22 protein-coding genes and 1 pseudogene are annotated in these 22,898 nt (G+C 71.2%); 14 read left to right on the forward strand and 9 right to left on the reverse strand.

What is annotated here, in order from left to right:
- Positions 1 to 38: 38 nt before the first annotated feature.
- A complete protein-coding gene (locus tag ACFY3I_RS37090) occupies positions 39 to 1,874 on the forward strand; it encodes a bifunctional metallophosphatase/5'-nucleotidase (protein ID WP_390865397.1) in 1,836 nt (611 codons plus the stop codon).
- 64 nt (positions 1,875 to 1,938) lie between these two features.
- Here ACFY3I_RS37090 and ACFY3I_RS37095 read toward each other — a convergent pair whose 3' ends face one another.
- Positions 1,939 to 2,811, reverse strand: a complete 873-nt coding sequence (locus tag ACFY3I_RS37095) for a LysR family transcriptional regulator (protein WP_390865398.1) — start codon at positions 2,809 to 2,811, stop codon at positions 1,939 to 1,941.
- Between the two features lie 104 nt (positions 2,812 to 2,915).
- Here ACFY3I_RS37095 and ACFY3I_RS37100 point away from each other — a divergent pair, with 104 nt between their 5' ends.
- Both ACFY3I_RS37100 and ACFY3I_RS37105 read left to right on the forward strand, forming a co-directional pair.
- Positions 2,916 to 3,665, forward strand: a complete 750-nt coding sequence (locus ACFY3I_RS37100) for an SDR family oxidoreductase (RefSeq protein ID WP_390865399.1) — start codon at positions 2,916 to 2,918, stop codon at positions 3,663 to 3,665.
- A gap of 79 nt (positions 3,666 to 3,744) precedes the next feature.
- Positions 3,745 to 4,134, forward strand: a complete 390-nt coding sequence (locus tag ACFY3I_RS37105; RefSeq protein WP_390865400.1) for a hypothetical protein — start codon at positions 3,745 to 3,747, stop codon at positions 4,132 to 4,134.
- Between the two features lie 12 nt (positions 4,135 to 4,146).
- Here the strand turns inward: ACFY3I_RS37105 and ACFY3I_RS37110 are convergent, their stop codons facing one another.
- On the reverse strand, positions 4,147 to 4,389 hold the full coding sequence (locus ACFY3I_RS37110; RefSeq protein WP_390865401.1) for a DUF397 domain-containing protein: 243 nt from the start codon (positions 4,387 to 4,389) through the stop codon (positions 4,147 to 4,149).
- A pseudogene (locus ACFY3I_RS37115) lies at positions 4,386 to 5,216 on the reverse strand (helix-turn-helix transcriptional regulator). The gene ACFY3I_RS37110 and the pseudogene ACFY3I_RS37115 overlap by 4 nt, the downstream one beginning before the upstream one ends.
- A 123-nt stretch (positions 5,217 to 5,339) precedes the next feature.
- On the opposite strand from ACFY3I_RS37115, the gene ACFY3I_RS37120 reads away from it, so the two are divergent.
- The 4 genes from ACFY3I_RS37120 (at position 5,340) to ACFY3I_RS37135 (ending at position 7,021) form a co-directional block, all read left to right on the forward strand.
- Positions 5,340 to 5,750, forward strand: coding sequence for a hypothetical protein (locus ACFY3I_RS37120; protein ID WP_365568914.1), 411 nt, complete (start codon positions 5,340 to 5,342; stop codon positions 5,748 to 5,750).
- A gap of 138 nt (positions 5,751 to 5,888) precedes the next feature.
- Entirely contained in the window at positions 5,889 to 6,236 is a 348-nt protein-coding gene (locus ACFY3I_RS37125) for a hypothetical protein (RefSeq protein ID WP_390865402.1), read from the forward strand.
- A 75-nt stretch (positions 6,237 to 6,311) separates the two neighbouring features.
- Entirely contained in the window at positions 6,312 to 6,578 is a 267-nt protein-coding gene (locus tag ACFY3I_RS37130; protein ID WP_390865403.1) for a hypothetical protein, read from the forward strand.
- Positions 6,575 to 7,021 (forward strand): hypothetical protein, encoded by a 447-nt coding sequence (locus ACFY3I_RS37135; RefSeq protein ID WP_390865404.1) that lies wholly within the window; start codon positions 6,575 to 6,577, stop codon positions 7,019 to 7,021. The genes ACFY3I_RS37130 and ACFY3I_RS37135 overlap by 4 nt, the downstream gene beginning before the upstream one ends.
- 21 nt (positions 7,022 to 7,042) lie before the next feature.
- On the opposite strand, the gene ACFY3I_RS37140 is transcribed toward ACFY3I_RS37135, so the two are convergent.
- From ACFY3I_RS37140 to ACFY3I_RS37155, 4 genes are all read right to left on the reverse strand, one after another.
- A complete protein-coding gene (locus ACFY3I_RS37140; RefSeq protein ID WP_365286680.1) occupies positions 7,043 to 7,693 on the reverse strand; it encodes a hypothetical protein in 651 nt (216 codons plus the stop codon).
- A gap of 77 nt (positions 7,694 to 7,770) precedes the next feature.
- Positions 7,771 to 10,194 carry a dolichyl-phosphate beta-glucosyltransferase gene (locus ACFY3I_RS37145; RefSeq protein ID WP_390865405.1) on the reverse strand — a complete coding sequence of 808 codons (2,424 nt, stop codon included), beginning with the start codon at positions 10,192 to 10,194 and terminating at the stop codon, positions 7,771 to 7,773.
- A complete protein-coding gene (locus ACFY3I_RS37150; protein WP_390865406.1) occupies positions 10,191 to 10,889 on the reverse strand; it encodes a GntR family transcriptional regulator in 699 nt (232 codons plus the stop codon). Before ACFY3I_RS37150 ends, ACFY3I_RS37145 begins: the two co-directional genes overlap by 4 nt.
- Before the next feature lie 156 nt (positions 10,890 to 11,045).
- Positions 11,046 to 12,401: an aspartate aminotransferase family protein gene (locus ACFY3I_RS37155; protein WP_390865407.1), complete on the reverse strand. Its 1,356-nt coding sequence runs from the start codon at positions 12,399 to 12,401 to the stop codon at positions 11,046 to 11,048.
- Between the two features lie 210 nt (positions 12,402 to 12,611).
- On the opposite strand from ACFY3I_RS37155, the gene ACFY3I_RS37160 reads away from it, so the two are divergent.
- Positions 12,612 to 14,426 (forward strand): protein kinase, encoded by a 1,815-nt coding sequence (locus tag ACFY3I_RS37160; RefSeq protein ID WP_390865408.1) that lies wholly within the window; start codon positions 12,612 to 12,614, stop codon positions 14,424 to 14,426.
- 134 nt (positions 14,427 to 14,560) lie between these two features.
- The gene (locus tag ACFY3I_RS37165; RefSeq protein ID WP_390865409.1) at positions 14,561 to 16,090 is read left to right on the forward strand and encodes a substrate-binding domain-containing protein; all 1,530 of its coding nucleotides are present in this window, start codon (positions 14,561 to 14,563) and stop codon (positions 16,088 to 16,090) included.
- A gap of 28 nt (positions 16,091 to 16,118) precedes the next feature.
- Here the strand turns inward: ACFY3I_RS37165 and ACFY3I_RS37170 are convergent, their stop codons facing one another.
- Both ACFY3I_RS37170 and ACFY3I_RS37175 read right to left on the reverse strand, forming a co-directional pair.
- Positions 16,119 to 17,273: a Gfo/Idh/MocA family protein gene (locus tag ACFY3I_RS37170; protein WP_390865410.1), complete on the reverse strand. Its 1,155-nt coding sequence runs from the start codon at positions 17,271 to 17,273 to the stop codon at positions 16,119 to 16,121.
- Positions 17,274 to 17,384: 111 nt separating this feature from the next.
- Positions 17,385 to 18,137 (reverse strand): SLATT domain-containing protein, encoded by a 753-nt coding sequence (locus ACFY3I_RS37175; protein ID WP_365286666.1) that lies wholly within the window; start codon positions 18,135 to 18,137, stop codon positions 17,385 to 17,387.
- 348 nt (positions 18,138 to 18,485) lie between these two features.
- Here ACFY3I_RS37175 and ACFY3I_RS37180 point away from each other — a divergent pair, with 348 nt between their 5' ends.
- The 5 genes from ACFY3I_RS37180 (at position 18,486) to ACFY3I_RS37200 (ending at position 22,789) form a co-directional block, all read left to right on the forward strand.
- Entirely contained in the window at positions 18,486 to 18,830 is a 345-nt protein-coding gene (locus tag ACFY3I_RS37180) for a YbaB/EbfC family nucleoid-associated protein (RefSeq protein ID WP_365286664.1), read from the forward strand.
- A 108-nt stretch (positions 18,831 to 18,938) separates the two neighbouring features.
- Entirely contained in the window at positions 18,939 to 19,538 is a 600-nt protein-coding gene (gene recR / locus ACFY3I_RS37185) for a recombination mediator RecR (RefSeq protein WP_365286662.1), read from the forward strand.
- Positions 19,531 to 20,190: a DUF5063 domain-containing protein gene (locus ACFY3I_RS37190; RefSeq protein WP_365286660.1), complete on the forward strand. Its 660-nt coding sequence runs from the start codon at positions 19,531 to 19,533 to the stop codon at positions 20,188 to 20,190. The genes recR and ACFY3I_RS37190 overlap by 8 nt, the downstream gene beginning before the upstream one ends.
- A 251-nt stretch (positions 20,191 to 20,441) precedes the next feature.
- The gene (locus ACFY3I_RS37195; RefSeq protein ID WP_365286658.1) at positions 20,442 to 21,713 is read left to right on the forward strand and encodes an aspartate kinase; all 1,272 of its coding nucleotides are present in this window, start codon (positions 20,442 to 20,444) and stop codon (positions 21,711 to 21,713) included.
- The gene (locus ACFY3I_RS37200; protein WP_390865411.1) at positions 21,710 to 22,789 is read left to right on the forward strand and encodes an aspartate-semialdehyde dehydrogenase; all 1,080 of its coding nucleotides are present in this window, start codon (positions 21,710 to 21,712) and stop codon (positions 22,787 to 22,789) included. The genes ACFY3I_RS37195 and ACFY3I_RS37200 overlap by 4 nt, the downstream gene beginning before the upstream one ends.
- The last annotated feature ends 109 nt before the right edge of the window (positions 22,790 to 22,898 follow it).

The following is a 22,898-nucleotide window of genomic DNA, read 5'->3' on the forward strand; positions in this document are numbered from 1 at the left end:
CGCAACTCCCGTCCGTACCGCCCTTCCAGGAGCCCTGAATGCCCCTCAATCCCATGAACCGCCGTGAGTTCGTGCAGAAGTCGGCCGTCACCGGAGCGGCCGTGGCCGTCGCGGGAACCGTCGGAGCCGGCACCGCCGAGGCCGCCGAACGCGGCCACGGCCACGCCAAGCCCCCGAAGGCGCCCAAGACCTGGAGCTTCTCCATCCTGGGCACCACCGACCTGCACAGCCACGTCTTCAACTGGGACTACTACACCAACGCGGCTCCGGTGGACGCCAAGGGCAACACCTACGGCATCGCGCGCATCGCCACCCTGGTGAAGAACATCCGCAAGGAGCGGGGCGCGGACCGGGTGCTGCTGGTCGACGCCGGCGACATCATCCAGGGCACCTCGCTCGCCTCCTACTTCGCGAGCGTCGACCCGATCACCGGCAAGAACGGCAAGCGCGGCCCCAAGCACCCCATGGCCATCGCCATGAACGAGATGCGCTACGACGCGGCCGCCCTCGGCAACCACGAGTTCAACTACGGCATCGAGACCGTCCGCACCTTCGAGAAGCAGTGCGACTTCCCGCTGCTCGGCGCCAACGCGCTGGACGCCAGGACGATGCAGCCCGCCTTCCGGCCCTACACCGTCAAGCACATCAAGGTCCCGCACGGCCCGGACATCAAGGTCGGCATCCTCGGCCTCACCAACCCGGGCATCGCCCTGTGGGACAAGGACAACGTCTCCGGGAAGATGGCCTTCACCGGCCTGGTCGAGCAGGCGAAGAAGTACGTGCCCCGGCTGCGCGCCCTCGGCTGCGACGTCGTCTTCCTCACCGACCACTCGGGCCTGGACGGCTCCACCTCGTGGGGCGACGAACTCCCCTACGTGGAGAACGCGTCGAACCTGGTCGCCGAGCAGGTGCCCGGCATCGACGCGATCCTCGTCGGCCACACCCACGTCGACGTCCCGACGTACACCGTGAAGAACGCGGAGACCGGCGAGGACGTCCTGCTCTCCGAGCCGTACTGCTACGGCTACCGCCTCTCCCGCTTCGACTTCGAGCTGGAGCACGTGCGCGGCTCCTGGAAGGTCACCAGGAAGACCGCCACCACGCTGAACAGCAACACGGTCGCCGAGGACCCGCGGATCACCGAACTCCTCACCGCCGACCACGCGTTGGTGGTCAAGTACGTCAACACCGCGATCGGCACCTGCACCGAGACCATGTCGACGGCGGACGCCTGCTGGAAGGACGTGCCCGCCATCGACTTCATCCAGCAGGTCCAGATGGAGGGTGTGAAGGCGGGCCTGTCGGCGGCGGACGCCGCACTCCCGCTGATCTCGGTGGCCGCGCCCTTCAGCCGCACGGCCGTCATCCCGGCCGGGGACGTGACGATCCGCGACGTCGCGGGCCTGTACGTCTACGAGAACACCCTCTACGGCAAGAAGCTCACCGGCGCCCAGCTCAAGGACTACCTGGAGTACGCGGCGAAGTACTACCACCAGGTCCCGGTCGGCACCGCGGTCGACACCGCCACCCTCACCAACGCCAACAGCTTCTGGGACTACATGTACGACACCGCGGCCGGCGTCGACTACGAGATCGACATCGCGGCCGCCGAGGGCTCGCGCATCAAGAACCTCAGCTACGACGGCACCGCGGTCGCCGACGACCAGGTCTTCGTCGTGGCCGTCAACAACTACCGCGCCAACGGCGGCTCCGGCTATCCGCACATCGCCGAGGCGGAGATCGTCTACAGCACCCCCAACCAGGTCCGCGACCTGATGGTCGCCTACGCCACGGCGAAGGGCACCATCGACCCGTCGGCGTTCGCGGCCGCCAACTGGAAGCTCACGCAGGGCGGGACGCCGGTCTTCCCGTAGCCCGGCGGGAGCCGTTCGGAGGGGGCCGCCGCACCCGGCGGTCCGCTCCGCGCCCGCCGCCGCGTCACCGGGCCGTGCCGGCTGGTGCGCAGAGCCGCGTGGCGGTCCGGACGAGCCCGGCGACCGCCCGGGACCGGCTGTGGGGCGGCCAGGCGATCACGGTCGTGACCGGCGGGGCGTCCGGCACCGGCACGGCGGCCAGGTCCTCACGCAGCTGGGATCGGACCGACTCCGGCACCACACAGCAGGCCCGCCCCAGCGAGACCAGCTGGTACAGCTGGGCCTGGTCCCGGACCTCGGGACCGGGCCCGTCCGGGTACGAGCCGTCGCGGCCCCGCCAGCGCGCCAGTGGCAGGCCCGCCAGCTCGGTGACCTCGGTCAGCCGCACCTGGTCGCGGGCGGCGAGGGCGTGCCCGGCCGGCACCACCACGACCTGGCGCTCCGTCTGCAGCTCCTCGGTGTCGAAGCCCGCCGTGCCGTCGAACGGCAGGTGCAGCAGCGCCACATCGGCCCGGCCGTCGCGCAGCATGCGCTCCTGCTCGCCGACCCCGCACAGCAGCAGGTCGACGGCGACCGCGCCGGGTTCGGCGGCGTAGGCGTCGAGCAGCCTCGCCAGCAGTGCGCCGGACGCGCCCGCCTTCGTCGCGAGGACCACGCCGGCCCGGCCGCCCGCCGCGAGGGCCGCGCGCCGGGTGCGCTGCTCGGCGGCCTCGACGGCGTCCAGGGCCGCCCGCGCCTCCCGCAGCAGCACCGAACCGGCCTCGGTCAGGGCGACCTGACGGCTGGTGCGCTCCAGCAGCGCCGCCCCCAGCCGCCGTTCCAGCTGACGGATGGCCCGCGACAACGGCGGCTGCGCGATCCCGAGCCGCCGTGCCGCCCTCCCGAAGTGCAACTCCTCGGCGACGGCCACGAAGTACCGCAATTCGCGTGTCTCCACGCCCGCCATGCTACCGATCCGGGCCGGACCGATACCCGTGCGGTATCGGCGCACACCCGATCGGTGTTGGCCCGCCCGGCCCGGCCCGCGCCAGGATCGAGGACATGACCGAAGACATCACCGGGGACATGACCCGCCCCAGGACCGCGCTGGTGACCGGCGCGAACAAGGGCATCGGCTACGAGATCGCCGCCGGGCTGGGCGCTCTCGGCTGGAGCGTCGGCGTCGGCGCCCGGGACGAGGAGCGCCGGGAGGCCGCCGTCGCGAAGCTGCGGGCGGCCGGGGCCGACGCGTTCGGCGTGCCGCTGGACGTGACGGACGACGCGAGCGTGACCGCTGCGGCCGGTCTGGTCGAGGCCCGTGCGGGACGCCTCGACGCACTCGTCAACAACGCCGGCATCACCGGCGGCGCGCCGCAGGCACCCGCCACCGTCGACCTCGCGACGGTGCGGACCGTCGTGGAGACCAACGTCATCGGCGTCATCCGCGTCACCAACGCGATGCTGCCGCTGCTGCGCCGCGCGCCGTCGCCGCGGATCGTGAACGTCTCCAGCAGCGTCGGCTCCCTCACCCGGCAGTCCGCGCCCGGCGCCGAACTGGGACCGATCGCCGTCGCCTACGCGCCGTCCAAGACGTTCCTCAACGCCGTCACCGTCCAGTACGCCAGGGAACTCCGGGACACGGACATCCTGATCAACGCCGCGTGCCCCGGCTACTGCGCGACCGACCTCAACGCTTTCCAGGGCGTCCGCACCGCGCAGCAGGGCGCGGCCACCGCCATCCGCCTGGCGACCCTCCCCGACGGCGGCCCGACCGGCGGCTTCTTCGAGGACGACGGGGTGGTGCCCTGGTGACCCACTCGGCGACCCGGGCTCACGCCGGTTGAGTAGCCGTACTCAGGCGGGGGCGTCCGGACGGGAGTGAGATGGAGGCATGAGCTTCCCGCCGCCCTCGTACCCGCCGCCGTACGGCCCCGCGGTCCCGCCGGAGCGCACCCTGCCGGGCGGCCCCCTCGGAGTGCTCTTCGCCGTGGTGACCGGGCTGCTGCTCGCTCTCGCCGTGGCGGTCAACGGCCTGCTGTTCTTCGGGATGGCCTTCGCCGGTGACAGCTGCGGTACCTCGGCCGGAACCGCGCGGTTCTGCGACGACTCCGGTGTGTGGATGCTCGTCGCGATGTTCGGACCGTCGGTCGCGCTGGCCGCCGCGGCGGTCACGGTCGTCCTCGGGGTGGTGCGGTTCCGACGGCCGTGGACCGCCCTGGCCCTGGCCGTCCCGGTCTACGCGGCCGGGCCGGCGCTCGCCCTGTTCAGCGTGTTCGGTTAGCCGACACCGGAGTCACTCGGCCCCGGCCGCCCCGACGAACGCGGCCCAGGAGGCCGTGGACACGGCGATCTCCGGGCCGTCGGTCACCTTGGAGTCGCGGATGTGGACGGTGCGGGGGCGGGGGGATATTTCGAGGCACTGGCCACCGCTGCTGTCGCTGTACGAGGACTTGCGCCAGGTGTATGCGGTTTCGAGGCACTGCCCGCCGCTGTCGTCGCTATAGCTCGACTTGAACCATCTCAGGGTGCTGGTCATGTCCGGTCTTCTCCCGCCAATGTCCGGATGAGGCTGAGTGAGTCATCCGAACTCAGAGCCTGCGTTCGGATCTTGGCATACCGGTGGGTGAGTCGAGCGACCTTCGCTGGATCGCTGACCAGGAGGCTTTCCTCCTCGATCTCCAGGTAGACCACGTCGTGGTGCTCCTTGGTCTTCACCAGGACCATGTTCCCCGCAGCTCCGGCATGGCTGACCCGTAATCCCCGCTCCATCGGCAGCACTTGGACACTCACATTGTCCCTCTCCGCATCCCCCGCGAGCGAGCGCAATTGGTCCCGCAGTACCTCCCAGCTCCCGAACGGCCGTCGCAGTACCGACTCCTCCAGGATCAGCTCGATCATGGCCGTCGGTTCCGCCCGGTCGAACAGCGCGCGCCGGGCCACCCGTGCCTCGACCAGTTCCTCCACCTTCTCCTCCGGGAGCTTCGGGAAGCCGCCGCCGATCAGTGCCCGCGCGTACTCCGGTGTCTGGAACAGGCCGTCGACCACGAACGTCTGGTACGACGACAGCGACACCGCCTCCTGCTCCACCAGCGCGAAGTTCTAGAACTGCGCCGGATACTTGTCCAGCAGCACCAGCCCGCGCGCCTTCTCGAAGATGCCCAGGCCGCCGCCGATCGTCTCCTCCAGCTTGACGAGCATCTTGTCGCTGGGTGGCTGCACCCCCGTTTCCAGGGCGCTGATCGCTGACCCGGTGTAGCCGATCAGCTTCCCCAACTCCTCCTGCGTCAGATCCTTTTGTTCACGGAGTGCCTTGGTCATGGCGGCCACGAGTTGTGTCGTGCCGCTCGCCTCCGTCCGCGTCATGCGGTCACCCCCGGACTCAAACGAACTCAAACGGCCACAACCACCGGGCCCGGAATTCCCAGAGTTTTCGGCTCTTGACTCTGAGTTATGGCGACGGTAGCCCCACCTGCCCAGACTGGTCCCATGAACACGCAAAGTGACCCCTTAAACCTCGACTGGCTCCCCGCGTCCGGGATCCAACTCCGCAAGGCGGGAGTCCAGTTCGACGCCTTGCGGGTGGACGACGGGGAGTGGGGGCGACGCGTCGCCGATCTGCTCGCGCGGATGACCGGGGGTGATCCCGGGCCGGTGATCGAGGTCGCGAGCAGGCGGCGGTGTGTGTACTTCCTGGTGGCCGCCGGGAGCGCCGACCGGCACGTGCCCTGGCCGGCCGGGACCAGTCGGCTCGCCGCCGGGCCGGACCGGGTGTCGTACATCCCGGTGCCCGCGCTCGGCGGGACGACCTGGCCTTTGTTCTGGCGTTACGCGCCGACCGAGCCGGACCGTTTCGTTCATGCGCGATTGCTGCGCAGCGCGCTTCACTCCACGGAGTGAAATGTGTGAACTAAAGCCCAGGAAAAGGGTGTTCCGGCTTGCGTTCGCCACTTTGCGTGGCCCTAGAGTCGCGATCAACAGATTGCCCCCGCGGTGCGCCAACACCCGGGGGCTCGACACCGGGAGAGACGACTCCGGATGCGCGTTCATCGTACGGCGCCCCTGCGCGCCTTCGCAGCCCTCGCCGGCTTCCTGTGCCGGGAGTACCGCCTGTCCTGGGCGGCCGCGGGCGTACTGGCGTACCTCTTGAGCCTTCCGAACGGCTCGTGGATCACGGAGCGCATGCTCGCGGCGCGGCGCCGGGAAGGGTGCATGACGGTCGTCGCCTCCCTGCGTGAGCTGGAGGAACGGGGTCATCTGCGGCGGGTGGTGCGACGGGATCCGGTGACACGGCAGTACTCGACGACCTGCGAGGTGTCCGAGAGGCCGTGCGAATTCGGGCCACCCAGGGGTGAACCGCGGGAATTTCACCCGGCGGCCGCGTAGGAACCAGAGAAAGGGACGTCGATGACTGTCGCACTCGTACGCCCAGAGACGGTATACCGACAGTATACTCTGCTCATGGCTGACACCACGATCAAGGTCGACCCCGCTGTCCGTGACCGCCTCCAGGAGCTCGCCCGGGAACGCGGAATGAGCATGCGGGACCTCGTGGCGGAGCTGGCCGGGGCCACACCCACCAAGGAAGAGCAGCGCAAGCGGTACGAGGAGACGAGGGCGTACGTCGAGGAGCACTTCCTCGGCCGGCCCTACACGGAAGAGGACGAGAAGGCCGGCGAGAAGCTGTGGGCGGACATCGAGTCGGGGCGCATCGGGGAGGCCCAGTGACAGGGGAGGAGCGGTACCCGCTCCCGCGTGCCGTCATCTTCGACGACACGGCGGCCCTCGCGCTCGGGGCCGGGAACAGCATGGCTTCGCGTCTGGTCGTCGAGGCCGAGAAGGACCCCGCGCTGCGGGTCTACATCCCGGCGGTGAGCCTGGCTGCCGCCGAGCGGGAGCGGGCCGGTGTCGCCGAGCACGTCGGAGCGCTGCCGTCCGTCAACATCGAAGCGCTCGACTTCGCGGCGGCCACTGCCGTGGGCAAGCGCCTGCGCGCTGAGAAGGGCACGGCGCAGGACGGCAAGGACGAGCCCGACTGGAGCGGCGCCCATGTGCTGCACCTCGCCCTGCCGACCGTCGAATGGCCACGCGGCCGTGCCGTGCTGACCAGGACCCCGATGCGCTACCGGGGCACCGGCATCCGCACGATCCGCATCGTCGAGCAGAACTGACCTACCTCGACCCCCTCTGCCTCAGCTGAACACGATCATCGAGCCCTGCGCCAGGCTCCGCGTCGCGGCCGCGTGCAGGCCGAGCCAGACGTGGCGTTCCCGGGCGAAGGGGCTCGGGTCGTAGGGGGCCGCGACCGCCGGTTCCTCCAGGTCGGTGGGGGCCGCGGGGGCCTGTGGGGCGGCCGGGGGGTTCGCCGGGTCGATGCCGATCGACGGGGCGACGTACTCCAGCTCGCGCAGCAGGGCGTGCGACGAGCCCAGCGGGCCGCCGCCGGCGAGCAGCTCGTCGCTGGAGAGCGGGTTCGGGAAGTCGACCGGGACGTACGCGCCCGCGTGGTCGTAGTGCCAGACCAGGTGCGACTGCTGGGCCGTGGACTCGAACATCTCCAGGAGCTGCTCGTAGTCGCCGCCCAGGTCGTCCACGGGGGAGACGGGCAGGCCGCAGACCTGGAGGAGGTAGGCGCGGCGCAGGAAGTGCAGCGCGTCGTAGTCGAAGCCGGCCACGGGCGCGACCTCGCCGGACAGTCCCGGCATGTACTGGTACACCGGCACCGGCGGCAGCCCGGCCTCGGCGAGCACCTTGTTGTATTGCGCGAGTTCCTCGGCGAACGGGTTGTCGGGGGTGTGGCACAACACGTCGACGAGCGGTACCAGCCAGAGGTCACAGGCCAAAGAGGGCTCCTCATTCAGGGCGTTCACAGCACGTGCTCAGCTAGGTGGTCAGGGAAGGGTAATCCGTGCGGCGCGGGTCAGCTCCCCTCGTGCAGGTCCCATACCCAGACCCCACCGGTCCACTTACCGGGTTTTCCGGTCAGCTCCTGGACCGCCTGCCGGAGCTTCTCGTCGTTGGGCTGCGGGGCGACCACCAGGACGCCCGCCTTCCAGTACGCGAAGTCCTTCGCCGCCTGCGCCCGCCAGTTCTTGCCGATCACCGGCACCTTGCCGCTGTAGCGGACGTCCCGCAGCATGTTCGAGGTGAATCGCGGGACGGCACCGTAGATTCCGATGCGATCGTCGCCGTAGGGGCCGTTGAAGTACCCGCCGGGGATCTTGAAGCCGAGGTCGGCCGCCGTCTGCCAGTGCAGCGCCTCCGCGGACCCGGGATCCGGGAGCGGGAGGGGGACCAGGGACTCGCCCCTGCCCACGTACGACTTCCACATCCCGCTCGTGACGAACTCCGGTACCGGCGTCCGCGGTACGGACTTGAGGGGGGCGGGGACGACCGGGAGCAGCGCGAGCGCGATGGCGAGCAGACCGAAGTACTGGGTGCCGACACGACGGGCGCCCAGCACCCTCTCCAGGGCGAGCGCGAGGAGCACGCCGAGCGCGGGGGCGCAGATCATCGCGACCCGGCCCTCGATCACCGACTCGAAGAGCGGCAGCTTCCGCACCAGCGCCCAGGGCCCCGAGTACACGGTGTCCGTCAGCGGGATCCGGATCTTCGGGCCGAGGGAGAGCACCGCCGCGGCCGCCGAGGTGAACGCCAGCGCCTTGACCAGCGGCCGCGACCACAGCCGGACCGTGATCGCGAAGGCGAGCAGGACCAGTGGCCAGCCGTAGAAGGCGTTCTGTTCGGTGGGGTTGAGGGACAGCTCGTTGGCGCGGGCCGCGTCCCCGAAGAGCATGGAGCGCTCGGAGAAGGCGAGCAGCGACAGCGGGCTGTTTCCGGCGTTGTCGCCGTGCAGGACGCTGTGGTAGCTCTGCGGTCCGCTGAACTGCCAGTACAGGGGGTAGGCCACGAGCGGCAGGCAGACCGCGCCCGCGATCAGCAGGCCCTTGCCCAGCGGGCGCCAGGAGTCCTTCGCCACCTGCGGTCGTACGGCCGCGTAGGCGACGGCGAACAGGGTCATGCCGAGCGCCGCCAGCAGGAACGGCTCCTCGCCCAGGAAGACCTGGTAGGCCGCCATCAGGCCGAGCACGATCCCGTCCCGCCGGACGCGGGTGCCCGCGGCCAGCCGCAGGGCCCGGTCGATGATCAGCGGGACCATGAACAGGATCACGAAGTTGGGGTGCGCGTTGGCATGGCTGACCATCGGCGGCGCGAAGGCCGCGAGGGCGGCGCCGAGGAAGGCCGCGCCCCGGTGCCGTGTCACCCGCTTCACGATCAGCCAGTACCAGGCGGCGGCGGTCGAGGCCAGGCCCAGCGCCATGCAGACGGAGAGCGAGACGGCGGGCCCGGCGAGCAGGGTGAGCGGGGCGAAGGGGACGGAGGCGCCCAGCATGACCGTGTTGGCCATCAGGTTGACGCCGTCGGGGAAGTTCTGGAGGTCGGAGAAGAACGGGTTGCGCAGGTGCGCGAGGTTGTCCGCGGTCACCGCGAAGAACCACTCCCACTGGTTCTGGTCCTGGAGGGAGTCGACCAGGTAGCGGTGGCCCGGGTCGAAGAAGCGGCCCGAGTAGAGGGCGACCGACAGGACCAGGAAGAGCACCGGGACCAGCAGGTCGGCCGGGCGCAGCCGGCGCAGCCGCAGGCGGGCCAGGTCCGCGAGGACTCTCGGGTAGGCCATCGGGCCGACCTTCGAGCCGGGCTGGTGGCTCCAGCGCACCGGCACCTCGGCGATGGAACCGCCGTCCCGGTGCAGATGCTGGAGGACCTCGACGTCGATGCCCCAGCCGTCGAGGCGGGAGTCGGCGAAGGCCTCCCGGGCCCGGTCGCCCTCGAACAGTTTGAAACCGCACTGGGTGTCCTTGATGCCGGGCACCGCGGTGGCCCGTATCAGCAGGTTCCCGGCGCGGCCGAGCAGCTCGCGCAGCCGGTGCTGGTGGTCGGATATCTCCGCGCCGGGCACCGCGCGCGAGCCGATCGCCGCCGCGTTGCCCTCGCTGAGCGCCTTGTCCAGCTGGTCCAGTTCCTCGATCGGGGCGGCGAGGTCGGCGTCGGTGACCAGCACCCGGCGGCCGGTGCTGGCGGCCACCCCGAGGCGCAGGGCGTTGCCCTTGCCCCGGTTGCGGTCGGCGGCGACCAGCCGGACGTGCGGCCGCCCCAGGGCGGCGACCTCGCGCGTTCCGTCGGTGGAACCGTCGTCGGAGACGATCACTTCCCAGGTGCCGAAGCGGTTCTCGTTGTCGGCGAGGTAGCGGGTGACGGCGTCGAGCGTCGGGCCGAGCCGTTCCTCCTCGTTGTACGCGGGGATGACCACCGACAGGTCGACGGTCTCCGGGGGCGCGGTCATCCGTTCTCCGACAGACGCTCGATGAGGGCGAGGGAGTGTGCGTTGTACTCGGCGACGATCCCGCGCGCGGTCTCGATGTCCCGCCGGGACAGCGCGTCGACCAGTTCGGTGTGGCGGCACCACAGGTACCCGCGCAGATCGGGGAGCCGGCGCAGCTGCCGTACCGCGCACACCCAGGACTGCACGCGCAGCCGGTGCAGGAAGTCGGCGAGGTAGGGGTTGCCGAACAGGGTGGACAGCTCGCGCCAGAAGCGCAGGTCGTAGCCGATCAGCACGGTGAGGTCGCCGGCGGTCGCGGCCCGCTGCGCCTCCTCGCCGCGCCGGCGCACCGCGGCCAGGGCGGCCGCGGCGCGCGGTTCGGCGGCGTCCTTGAAGGTGGGGTGGCGGCCGCCGGCCAGGGCGTGGAACATGCCGTCCACGACCAGGCTGCGGGCGTCGATCATGTTCCGGTAGTCGGTGAGGGAGTACTCGGGGACCCGGAAGCCGCGGTGCTGGTCGGCGTCGAGGACGCCCTGCGCGGAGAGGTCGACCAGGGCCTCGCGGACCGGGGTGGCGGACACCCCGTACTGGTCGGCGATCTCCTTGACCGTGAACTCCCGGCCCGGCTGGAGGCGCCCGGCGAGCACCTCGTCACGGAGTGCGTCCGCGATCTGCTGGCGCAGCGTACTGCGGGTCACAGCGCCGTTGCCCGGCATCGTCGGGTGCCTCTCCTCACGCGTTCAGGTGACGTGCTCGCCTACGTGTACATCTACGAGCACGCCACCTTACGCGTTCGGGTTCCATGAACGCCCGTTCAGGTGAGCGGGCGGCCCGCCCGCCCGCACCCTCACCCGCACCCGGGACCGGCGCCCCTAGACCGTGTACTCGTCGGCCACGCTCAGCGCCGCGTCCAGCGCCGCGAAGCCCTCCTTCAGCTCCGCCTCACCGACGTTGCACGGCGGTACGACGTGCGTCCGGTTCATGTTCACGAACGGCCACAGACCGTGCTGCTTGGCGGCGGCGGCGAACGCGGCCATCGGGGCGTTCGCCTCCCCGGCCGCGTTGTAGGGGACCAGCGGTTCCCGGGTCGCCCGGTCCCGCACCAGCTCCAGTGCCCAGAACATGCCGGTGCCGCGTACCTCGCCCACGCTGGGGTGCCGCTCGGCCAGCGCGGCCAGGGCGGGTCCCACGACGTCCGCGCCGAGCCGCTTCGCGTTCTCGACGACGCCTTCCTCCGCCATCACGCCGATGGTGGCGACGGCCGCCGCGCAGGCCAGCGGGTGCCCGGAGTAGGTCAGGCCGCCCGGGTAGGGCCGCCGGGCGAAGGTCTCCGCGATCCGCCCGCTGATGGCGACACCGCCGAGCGGCACGTACCCGCTGTTCACGCCCTTGGCGAAGGTCATCAGGTCGGGCACGACCCCGAACAGGTCGGCGGCGAACCACTCGCCCGTGCGCCCGAACCCGCTCATGACCTCGTCCAGGACGAAGACGATCCCGTGCCGGTCGCAGATCTCGCGGACGCCCGCCAGGTACCCGGCCGGCGGAACCATGATCCCGGCGGTTCCGGGCACGGTCTCCAGGACGATCGCGGCGACCGTGCCCGGCCCCTCGAACGCGATCGTGGTCTCCAGGTGCTCCAGCGCCCGCGCGGTCTCCTGCTCCTCGGTCTCCGCGTAGAAACGCGTGCGGTACAGGAAGGGCGCCCAGAAGTGCACGACCCCGGCCGCGGCACCGTCGGAGGGCCAGCGGCGCGGGTCGCCGGTGATGTTGACCGCCTGCTGCGTGCCGCCGTGGTACGAGCGGTAGGCGGACAGCACCTTCGGGCGGCCGGTGTGCAGCCGGGCCATCCGCACGGCGTGCTCGATCGCGTCCGCGCCCCCGTTGGTGAAGAAGATCTTGTCCAGGTCGCCGGGGGTCCGCTCGGCGATCAGCCGGGCCGCCTCCGACCGGGCCTCCACGGCGAAGGCGGGCGCGAAGGTGGTCATCCTCGCGGCCTGCTCCTGGATCGCCGCGACGACCTTCGGGTGCTGGTAGCCGATGTTGGTGAAGACGAGCCCGCTGGTGAAGTCCAGGTAGCGCCTGCCGTCGTAGTCCCAGAAGTACGACCCTTCCGCGCCGGCCACGGCGAGCGGGTCGATGAGGTCCTGCGCGGACCAGGAGTGGAAGACATGCGCGCGGTCGGCCGCCTTGACGTCGGCTCCGGCCTGGGGATTGGGCTGAGGGGTCATGGCGCCGAGCCTAGGAGTGCCCGGCACGGACGCGATATCGGCGACCTGTTCCATGGTCAGGTGGATTCCGCGACAGTTTGTCCACAGCCCGTGGATATACCGGAGCGACCGGCACCTGTTACGGAACCGTAGACAGGGCGGGGCCCGGTCGGTGGAGTGGCCGGAATATTCTCGGCTGGATCACAAGTGTGGAGAAGGGGCGGATCTGCGATGGAGAAGCTGGGGCCCGGGGATCCGCAGCACATCGGGAGGTACCGGCTGCTGGCACGGCTGGGCGCGGGCGGCATGGGGCATGTGTATCTCGCCCGGTCGGAGCGCGGCCGTACCGTCGCGGTGAAGCTGGTGCGGGCGGAACTCGCCGCACAGGAGGACTTCCGGGCCCGCTTCCGGCAGGAGGTGCGCAACGCCCAGCGGGTCGGCGGGTTCTGGACCGCGCCCGTCCTCGACGCCGACACCGAGGCCGCCGTGCCCTGGGTGGCCACCGGCTATGTCGCCGGGCCGAGCCTGCAGCGGGTCGTCGAGCACGACCACGGGCCGCTGCCGGAGCGGTCGGTGCGGATCCTCGCCGCCGGGCTGGCGCACGCGCTCACCAACATCCACGCGGCCGGGATCGTCCACCGCGATCTCAAGCCGTCCAACGTGATGCTCACGATAGAGGGACCCAGGGTCATCGACTTCGGGATCGCGCGGGCGATGGAGACCCTCCCCGGCGAGGGAATCACCCGCACCGGTTCGCTCGTCGGCTCACCCGGCTTCATGGCGCCCGAGCAGGTGCGCGGCGACCGGATCACCCCCGCCTCCGACATCTTCAGCCTCGGCTCGGTGCTCGCCTACGCGGCCACCGGACAGCTTCCCTTCGGCTCGACCGAGGGCGGCGAGCACGCGCAGATGTTCCGCATCGCCCAGGAGGACCCCGACCTGTCCGGGCTTCCGGAGGGCATCGCCGACGTGGTCCGCGACTGCCTCCGCAAGGACCCGGCGACCCGCCCCTCCCTGGACGCGATCCTGGCCAGGACGGGAGCGGTCGACACGGTCGAGGAGGGCCGGTCCAGGGACCCCTGGCTGCCCGGGTCGCTGGTGGCCCAGCTGGGCCGGCACGCGGTGGAGCTGCTGGAGGTGGAGGACCCGACGGTGTACGGGGCCGTGGTGGGGACTTCCCCCGGCGGGCCGGCCGACCGGTGGGCGCAGGGGCCGGCCGGGCCGGGGGACCGCGGTGGTGCCGGCGCCGCGGCGACGGGGACGGCGGCGGCCGGGGCGCACCAGCCGGCCACCGGAGCGGCCTCCCCCGAACACGCACCGGCCCACCCGGCGTACGGCTACCCGAACCAGCCCCACCAGCACCCGCAGCCCTACAACCCCTACTCCAATCCCTACGGCACCCCCGACCCGACGGCCGGCGTCCCCGAGCCGGTCCAGCCGCTGTACACGCCCCCGCCGCCCTCGCTCTACGACCCCGCGCCCGACGACGAACCGCGCCGGACCCGCCGTTCCACCGCGGTCCTCGTCGCCGTCGCGGTGATCGTGATGCTGGCCGCCGGCGGTTCCGTGTACGGGCTCATGAACAGCGGCGGTGACGACGACAAGGCGGGCGGCGCCGCCACGCCCGCCCCCTCGGCGCCCGCCCGGACCACCGCCGGAGAACCGGCGCCCACCGCGTCGTCGTCCTCCTCGGCCCCGGCGACCGGTTCCGTGCCCACCGGTTTCCTCGGCACCTGGGTCACGTCGATAGACAACTCCACCGGCCACAACACCCGCGAACTGACCATCCGCCAGGGTGCCGTGGGCGACCCGGTCCTCACGCTGGTCGCCGACGGACCCGGCTACCACTGCGAGTTCGACGCCGACCTCGCCGAGAAGCCGGGCGCCGGGGGTCCGCTGGAGATCGGACCCTCCACGGTCACCACGGGCGAGCCCCGTTCGTCGTGCAGCGCCGGAGAGGCCACCGAGGTGACCCTGCTGCCGGACGGCGGCCTGAAGCGGGTCCGCAAGGACGGCGAGGAGAGCCTCACCTACAGCAAGCAGTGAACTCCCGCGTCTCCTGGGGTAGTTGAACGCTCGGCGAACATTGGATCGCGCGTCCGAATTGTCCCCGCACGGGCCATGCCCGCCCCTTACGGTGACGGCGTCATTCGACTCCGGGGAGTGGCGGGGGCACCCACATGGAGTGGCTGAGCGCGGAGAACATCGTCGCCGTCGGCACCGCGGCGGCGGGCATCGTGGCGTCGGCGGCCATCTTCTGGTTCGAGCGGCGCGTCCCGCGCCGCAAACGCATCGGCTACCGCGTCCAGATGGACAACCCGATCGGCGACGACCTCCGGTCGGGGCGGATCGGCAGACGCCTGGGCCTCTTCGACGAGGCCCCGGACATGGCCGACGCCACCCTCGTCCTGCTGCGCATCGAGAACGACGGTTCCCAGGGCATCGGCCGCGACGACTACACCAGTCCCGAACTGCACGGCCTCACCGCCGTGTTCAGCGACCGGACGATCCGCGGCGTGTCGGTCACCCAGCCGACCGACAGCGACCACCTGATGCCGCACTTCACGCCGGAGCGCGGCTTCGGCTACTCCGGCAACTCCCTGCGCATCCCGCGCGTCCCGCTCAACCACGGCGAGCACTTCAAGCTGCTCGTGCTGCTGTCCGGCGGTGACATCGGCCGGGAGATCAGGCTCATCGGCGGCATTCACGACGGCGAGGTGCACCCCAACCGCAGCGCCACCCCCGACGACGCGACCCCGCTGTTCAGCCGCGCCTCCCGGCTGATCACCACCATGCTGACGCTCAGCGTCGTCACCCTGGCCGCGATCGTCGTGGTCCGCGACGACAGCCCGCCGCCGATCGGCTGCGCGAAGGGCTCGCTGCGGGTCTACGGCTCGACGGCGTTCGCGCCGGTGATCACGGACGCGGCGCGGAAGTACGAGAAGGACTGCGAGGGGGCGTCGATCCGCGTCGACGCGCACGGTTCGACCGCCGGGATCAGGGACCTGGACAGCGCGGGAGCCGGCTGGAAGAAGGGGGGCTCGCCGCCGGACCTGGCACTCTCGGACGGCCCCAAGCCACCCGACATGCCCGAACTGCGCGAGAACCGGGTCGCCCTGGTGGTCTTCGCCCTGGTCGTGAACGACGACGTGCCGCTGACGAACCTGTCCACGGCCGACGTCCGCCGGCTGTACCGGGGCGAGATCACCGACTGGAAGCAACTGGGCGGGCCCGACCTGCCGGTCCACCTGGTCAGCCGGGACGCCAACTCCGGTACCCGGCAGGTCTTCCAGCGGCGGGTGCTGAAGCGCGGCGAGATCGCCAACTCCTCCGTCGACTGCGTGCACAAGGACGACCCGACGGCGAAGGCGATCCGCTGCGAACTGGACTCGACCGATCAGGTGCTGGACGAGGTGGCCCGGCTGAAGGGGGCGGTCGGCTACGCCGAGCTCAACGTGGCGGCCGGGGCCAAGGGCCTGCACACCCTCGCCGTCGACCACCACGCCCCGTCCGTGGAGGCGATCGAGGGCGGTCTCAGCCCGTACCCGTACCGGGAGATCGAGTACGCGTACACCTACGGCCGGCCCGCGGCCGACACGCTGGCGTCGAGCTTCCTGTCGTACGTCGTCAAGGGCAACGGCGAGGACGTGATCCGCACCCACGGGCATGTGCCCTGCTACACCCCGGTGGGGATGGAACTGTGCCGGTGAGGCCCCGCCGCGGGCGGGCCGCGCCGGTTCAGCCGAGGCTGACCCAGGTGCCCAGGGCGGCCGAGCGGGTCATCGCGTCCAGGGCGGCCGCGCTGTGCACGGCGTCCGCCAGGGTCGGGCCGTGGGCGACGCCCTCGGCCACGGAACGCAGGAAGTTGCCGGCCTCGACGACCTTGAGGTCGTCGTAGCCCATGGCGTTGGCCGCGCCGGGCTGGAACGCGCCGTACTCGCCGTGCCCGGGTCCGACGAAGACCGTGGCCACGGGCTGGTCCTGGTAGGAGGTGCCGCGGCTGACGCCGAGCTCGCCCATCCGCCGGTAGTCCCAGAAGACGGCGCCCCGGGTGCCGTGCACCTCGAAGCCGTAGTTGTTCTGCTCGCCGACGGAGACCCGGGAGGCCTCCAGCACGCCCCGGGCGCCGGACGCGAAGCGCAGCAGGCAGTTGACGTAGTCCTCGTTCTCGACCGGGCCGAGATCACCGCCGGTGGCCAGGGTGTGGCCCGCGGTGGCGCCGGCGGGGCGGGCGCGCTCCGGGATGAAGACGGCGGTGTCCGCGGCGAGCGCGGTGATGTCACCGAGCAGGAAGCGGGCCAGGTCGACGCCGTGCGAGGCGAGGTCGCCGAGGACCCCGGAGCCGCCGCGGGCCCGCTCGTAGCGCCAGGTCAGGGCCCCGTCCGGGTGGGCCGCGTAGTCGCTGAGGAGCCGGATGCGGACATGCGTGACGGTGCCCAGCTCACCGGAGGCGACGAGGTCACGGGCGTACGCGACGGCGGGCGCGTTGCGGTAGTTGAAGCCGACCGTGCCCTGGACACCGGCCTTCGCGACCGCGTCGGCCACCGCGCCGGCGTCCCCGGCCGTCAGCCCGACCGGCTTCTCGATCCAGATGTGCTTGCCGGCCTCGGCCATGGCGACGCCGATCTCCCGGTGCAGGAAGTTCGGCGCGGTGATGCTGACGGCGTGCACCCGCGGGTCGGTGACGACCTCGCGCCAGTCGCGGGTGGTGGACGCGAAACCGAACCGCGCGGCGGCCTCCTCGGCCCGGCCGGGCACCTCCTCGGCGACGGTCACCAGCTCGGGACGGACCGGCAGTTCCGGGAAGTGGTGGGTGACCCGGTGGTAGGCCTGGGTGTGCACCCGCCCCATCCAGCCGAACCCGACGACGGCGACACCGAGCCTGCGCACCATGTGGCTGCCCCTCTTCGGACCGTTCCGCGGACTGTCCGCTCACGCTGTCCGCCCACGATGCTGGGCCGCTTCCGGTGATGTCAAGACATTAGGGCGTCGTGACAATCCCGCTCATCGGGGCTCCGGCGGGCGCTGCCGCGGCATGTTCGGGCGGGTGCCGTTGGTGCCCGGGGGCATCGGGAACCGGCCGTTCAGATGTCCCGCGTCCGCACGCGGTCCCGCCGGCACGGTCGCCTGCATGCCGAGCGGTGCCGGACCGGTCCGGAACTCCACCATCCAGTCGGCGGTCTCCGTGCGGACCAGCTCGGTCACGTCCTCCGAGAACCGGCGCAGCACCGCCAGGCACCGCTCGGCCGCCTCGCTCGCCGTGCCCTCCGCCGGTCCCAGCACCTCCCGCACGCTCTCCGACGCCCAGTCGAACTGGAGCACCTGGAGCCGCCGCTGCACGGCCTGCGCGGTCGCCATGTCCCTTATCCAGCCGGAGGTGACCCCGAAGAACCGGTCGATGCCGACACAGGCCACCGCCATCAGCAGCGCGAGATATCCCCAGGGCGCGACCCCGCCGACCACCCCGGTGAGGTCGAGCAGCGGCAGCGCCGCGCCCAGCACCGCGCCCACGGCCGCTCCGCACCGCAGCGCCCGCGCCCCCCGGCGCTTCCACACCCGGTCGGACAGGTACCACTCGGCGGTCCCCAGCGCCCCGCGCTCCACCCACCGGTACAGCTCGTCGAGCCGCTCGGCCGGTTCGCCCCAGTCCCCGAGCGGGAACGGCCGTCCCGTCAGATCCCCCGGCCGCAGTCCGGCCGCGCCCTCGCCGCGCCCTTCCTGCGGCGGTCCCTCGGGCTGCATCTCCGGCTGGCCCACCCGGCACTCCCTACTGATCACAACCGGTCACGTTCCGTGACATCGGACCGTCATGGTGCACGTGACATGGGTGCTGACGACGGGAACCCTTCCTACCGCCCAATGGGTGGCGAAGGCCTTGCTTTCGTTTCTTTTCCGCTCGGAAGTGGGCCTTGATCAGGTATAGGGCCGTCAGGATTCTCACTCGAAAGAGTGGCGGGGCGATGGCCGCGCCGAGCACGTAGGCTCATCCACAGCAGAGCAGGAACGGCAAGACGCCGAGCAGGACCGCAGGACGGCAAGACCGCAGGACGGCAAGACGGCAAGACGGCAAGACACAAGACACGGACGCGGACCCAGGAGCTGATCGTGATCCCCGGTGGTGGCCAGCCCAACATGCAGCAGCTGCTCCAGCAGGCCCAGAAGATGCAGGAGGACCTGGCACGGGCCCAGGAGGAGCTGGCGAACACGGAGGTCGACGGACAGTCGGGCGGCGGCCTGGTGACGGCCACCGTGACCGGCGCCGGCGAACTGCGCGCGCTGAAGATCGACCCGAAGGCGGTCGACCCGGACGACACCGAGACCCTCGCCGACCTGGTCGTCGCGGCCGTCCAGGCGGCCAACGCGAACGCGCAGGCACTCCAGCAGCAGAAGCTCGGCCCGCTGGCGCAGGGCCTGGGCGGCGGCAGCGGCATCCCCGGTCTGCCGTTCTGATCACGCCGTTCTGATGTTCGTCGCCCACGCGACACCCGCACCGCCTTCCTAGGACAGGCGGCAGCCAACTACGGTACGTACCGAAAGACTCGCAGGAAGGGCATTCCGTTGTACGAAGGCGTGGTCCAGGACCTCATCGACGAGCTGGGGCGGCTGCCCGGCGTCGGTCCGAAGAGCGCGCAGCGGATCGCCTTCCACATCCTGCAGGCCGAGCCGACGGATGTACGGCGGCTCGCGCAGGCCCTCCTGGAGGTCAAGGCGAAGGTCCGGTTCTGCGCGACCTGCGGCAACGTGGCGCAGGAGGAACTGTGCAACATCTGCCGCGACCCGCGCCGCGACGCGTCGGTGATCTGCGTGGTCGAGGAACCCAAGGACGTGGTCGCCATCGAGCGCACCCGTGAGTTCCGCGGCCGCTACCACGTGCTCGGCGGCGCGATCAGCCCGATCGAGGGCGTCGGCCCCGACGACCTGCGGATCAGGGAGCTGCTCGCCCGGCTCGCCGACGGCGCGGTCACCGAACTCATCCTGGCCACGGACCCGAACCTGGAGGGCGAGGCCACCGCCACCTACCTCGCCCGCATGATCAAACCCATGGGCCTGAAGGTCACCCGCCTGGCCAGCGGCCTCCCGGTGGGCGGCGACCTGGAATACGCGGACGAGGTCACCCTCGGCCGCGCCTTCGAGGGGAGACGACTCCTAGATGTCTGACGCCACACTGCACGCGACCGCCCAGGACCCCGACGACTTCGCGGTCCAGATCGCCGACCAGGTCGAGAGCTTCCTGGTGGCCGTCACGGAGGTGGCCAAGGGCGACGAACCGGACTCGGCGGTGCCCTTCCTCCTCCTGGAGGTCTCCCAGCTGCTGCTGGCGGGCGGCCGTCTCGGCGCGCACGAGGACATCGTCCCCGACGAGCGCTACGAGCCGGACCTGGGCCCCGAGCCGGACGTCGACGAGCTGCGCGAGAACTTCGCCCGGCTGCTGGAGCCCATCGACGTCTACTCCGAGGTCTTCGACCCGTACGAGCCGCGCCGGGCGCCCGTGCCGGCCCGGATCTCGGACGACCTGGCCGACGTCATCACCGACCTCAGGCACGGCATGGCCCACTACCGGGCCGGCCGCACCACGGAGGCGCTGTGGTGGTGGCAGTTCTCCTACTTCTCCAACTGGGGCCCGACGGCCTCCGCGACCCTGCGCGCCCTCCAGTCCGTCCTCATCCACGTCCGCCTCAACCAGCCCCTGGCCGAGCTGGACGGCCTGGACACCGACCAGGCGACGATGGGTGACGAGACCCTGGAGTTCGAGGCGGGCCAGGTCATGCAGGAGGAGATCGGCGGACAGCTGGGCCTGCGGACCAAGTGAGCCGGTGCCCCGGCCCCCGGGGCACCGGACCGGTCCCGGCCCCGGCGCTCTCCTCGCCGCCGTCGCTGCGAGCCACGTCGCTGTGAGCCACCGCACTTTCCTGCGTGGTGCGCCGTGAGCTGGGCATGTTCCGTCCCGGAAGCGAGCGGCGGGAACCCCCGCCAGGACGTCTCACCATGCGGGAGCACGCTGGTGGAATCCGGCCGCTCGTTAAACTGAGCCGACACAGACGAACCGAGCGAGGAGCGCACGTGGGCCTTGTCGTGCAGAAGTACGGAGGTTCCTCCGTTGCCGATGCCGAGGGCATCAAGCGCGTCGCCAAGCGGATCGTGGAAGCGAAGAAGAACGGCAACCAGGTGGTTGTCGTCGTTTCCGCGATGGGCGACACGACGGACGAGCTGATCGACCTGGCCGAGCAGGTGTCCCCGATGCCCGCCGGCCGGGAGTTCGACATGCTGCTGACCGCCGGAGAGCGCATCTCCATGGCCCTGCTGGCCATGGCGATCAAGAACCTGGGCCACGAGGCCCAGTCGTTCACCGGCAGCCAGGCAGGCGTCATCACCGACTCGGTGCACAACAAAGCCCGGATCATCGACGTCACGCCGGGGCGCATCAGGACGGCGCTGGACGAGGGCAACATCGCCATCGTCGCCGGGTTCCAGGGCGTCAGCGCGGACAAGAAGGACATCACCACGCTGGGGCGCGGCGGGTCCGACACCACGGCCGTGGCGCTGGCCGCCGCGCTCGACGCCGAGGTCTGCGAGATCTACACCGACGTCGACGGTGTGTTCACCGCCGACCCGCGCGTGGTGAAGAAGGCGCGGAAGATCGACTGGATCTCCTTCGAGGACATGCTGGAGCTCGCCGCCTCCGGTTCCAAGGTGCTGCTCCACCGCTGTGTGGAGTACGCGCGCCGCTACAACATCCCGATCCACGTCCGGTCCAGCTTCAGCGGACTGCAGGGCACGTGGGTCAGCAGTCAGCCGATTGGGGACCAGAAGGTGGAGCAGGCCATCATCTCCGGTGTCGCGCACGACACCTCCGAGGCCAAGATCACGGTCGTCGGTGTGCCGGACAAGCCGGGTGAGGCCGCAGCCATCTTCCGGACCATCGCCGACGCCCAGGTCAACATCGACATGGTCGTGCAGAACGTGTCCGCCGCCGCCACCGGTCTGACGGACATCTCCTTCACCCTGCCGAAGACCGAGGGCCGCAAGGCCATCGACGCCCTGGAGCGCAACCGGCCGGGCATCGGCTTCGACTCGCTGCGCTACGACGACCAGATCGGCAAGATCTCGCTGGTCGGCGCGGGCATGAAGACCAACCCGGGGGTCACGGCCTCCTTCTTCGAGGCGCTCAGCGACGCCGGGGTCAACATCGAGCTGATCTCGACCTCCGAGATCCGCATCTCGGTCGTCACCCGTGCCGACGACGTGCCGGAGGCCGTGCGCGCCGTGCACACCGCCTTCGGGCTCGACTCCGACAGCGACGAGGCCGTGGTCTACGGAGGCACCGGCCGATGACCGCCAAGCCGACGCTCGCGGTCGTGGGGGCGACCGGGGCCGTCGGCACGGTCATGCTCCAGATCCTGTCCCAGCGGGCGGACGTCTGGGGCGAGATCCGTCTGATCGCCTCCCCGCGCTCGGCCGGCCGCAAGCTGACCGTGCGCGGGGCGGAGGCGGAGGTCGTCGCCCTGTCGGAGGAGGCCTTCGACGGGGTCGACGTGGCGATGTTCGACGTGCCCGACGAGGTGTCCGCGCGCTGGGCGCCGGTCGCCGCGGCCAAGGGCGTCGTCGTGGTGGACAACTCCGGCGCCTTCCGGATGGACCCGGACGTGCCGCTGGTGGTCCCCGAGGTCAACGCGCACTGCGCCCGCGGCAGGCCGCGCGGGATCATCGCCAACCCCAACTGCACCACCCTGTCGATGATCGTCGCGCTGGGCGCGCTGCACGCCGAGTTCGGGCTGCGCGAGCTGGTGGTCTCGTCGTACCAGGCGGTGAGCGGGGCCGGGCGGGCCGGCGTGGAGACGCTGCGGGCCCAGCTGTCGATGGTCGCCGGCACCGAGCTGGGCACCAAGCCGGGTGACGTGCGGCGGGCCGTCGGGGACAGCACCGGGCCGTTCCCCGAGCCGGTCGCGCTGAACGTCGTGCCGTGGGCCGGGTCGCTGCGCGAGGACGGCTGGTCCTCGGAGGAGATGAAGGTGCGGGACGAGTCCCGCAAGATCCTCGGACTCCCGAAGCTGCCGGTCGCGGTCACCTGTGTCCGGGTCCCGGTGGTCACCACGCACTCCCTGACCGTGCACGCCCGCTTCCAGGGCGAGGTCACGGTCGACGGGGCCCGCGAGATCCTGGACACCGCACCGGGAGTCGTCCTCTTCGACAACCCGGCCGCCGGCGAGTTCCCCACCCCGGCCGACGTGGTGGGCACCGATCCGACCTGGGTGGGGCGGGTGCGGCGGGCGCTCGACGACCCGACCGCGCTGGAACTCTTCGTCTGCGGGGACAACCTTCGCAAAGGTGCCGCTCTGAACACCGCGCAGATCGCCGAGCTGGTAGCGGCGGAACTGACTGGCCGTTCAGGGGCGGCGGAGTTCGCGTGAACAGCCGGTGACCACGGGAAACGTCGTTTCTGGGAGCGGGCCCACCAGAGCCGTCCGGATCGGAAATGTGGCCATGAGCATGGTCCAAACCACTTGAACCGCAGACCCT

The organism is Streptomyces sp. NPDC001068 (genome assembly GCF_042897315.1).
In the GTDB taxonomy this organism is placed as follows: domain Bacteria; phylum Actinomycetota; class Actinomycetes; order Streptomycetales; family Streptomycetaceae; genus Streptomyces.

Coding starts and splice junctions, on each gene's coding strand:
- ACFY3I_RS37190 (WP_365286660.1), top strand. CDS start 19,531: ATGTCTGACGCCACACTGCACGCGACCGCCCAGGACCCCGACGACTTC.
- ACFY3I_RS37170 (WP_390865410.1), bottom strand. CDS start 17,273: ATGGTGCGCAGGCTCGGTGTCGCCGTCGTCGGGTTCGGCTGGATGGGG.
- ACFY3I_RS37160 (WP_390865408.1), top strand. CDS start 12,612: ATGGAGAAGCTGGGGCCCGGGGATCCGCAGCACATCGGGAGGTACCGG.
- ACFY3I_RS37150 (WP_390865406.1), bottom strand. CDS start 10,889: ATGCCGGGCAACGGCGCTGTGACCCGCAGTACGCTGCGCCAGCAGATC.
- ACFY3I_RS37155 (WP_390865407.1), bottom strand. CDS start 12,401: ATGACCCCTCAGCCCAATCCCCAGGCCGGAGCCGACGTCAAGGCGGCC.
- ACFY3I_RS37125 (WP_390865402.1), top strand. CDS start 5,889: ATGCGCGTTCATCGTACGGCGCCCCTGCGCGCCTTCGCAGCCCTCGCC.
- ACFY3I_RS37090 (WP_390865397.1), top strand. CDS start 39: ATGCCCCTCAATCCCATGAACCGCCGTGAGTTCGTGCAGAAGTCGGCC.
- ACFY3I_RS37100 (WP_390865399.1), top strand. CDS start 2,916: ATGACCGAAGACATCACCGGGGACATGACCCGCCCCAGGACCGCGCTG.
- ACFY3I_RS37200 (WP_390865411.1), top strand. CDS start 21,710: ATGACCGCCAAGCCGACGCTCGCGGTCGTGGGGGCGACCGGGGCCGTC.
- ACFY3I_RS37120 (WP_365568914.1), top strand. CDS start 5,340: ATGAACACGCAAAGTGACCCCTTAAACCTCGACTGGCTCCCCGCGTCC.
- ACFY3I_RS37145 (WP_390865405.1), bottom strand. CDS start 10,194: ATGACCGCGCCCCCGGAGACCGTCGACCTGTCGGTGGTCATCCCCGCG.
- ACFY3I_RS37110 (WP_390865401.1), bottom strand. CDS start 4,389: ATGACCAGCACCCTGAGATGGTTCAAGTCGAGCTATAGCGACGACAGC.
- ACFY3I_RS37105 (WP_390865400.1), top strand. CDS start 3,745: ATGAGCTTCCCGCCGCCCTCGTACCCGCCGCCGTACGGCCCCGCGGTC.
- ACFY3I_RS37130 (WP_390865403.1), top strand. CDS start 6,312: ATGGCTGACACCACGATCAAGGTCGACCCCGCTGTCCGTGACCGCCTC.
- ACFY3I_RS37165 (WP_390865409.1), top strand. CDS start 14,561: ATGGAGTGGCTGAGCGCGGAGAACATCGTCGCCGTCGGCACCGCGGCG.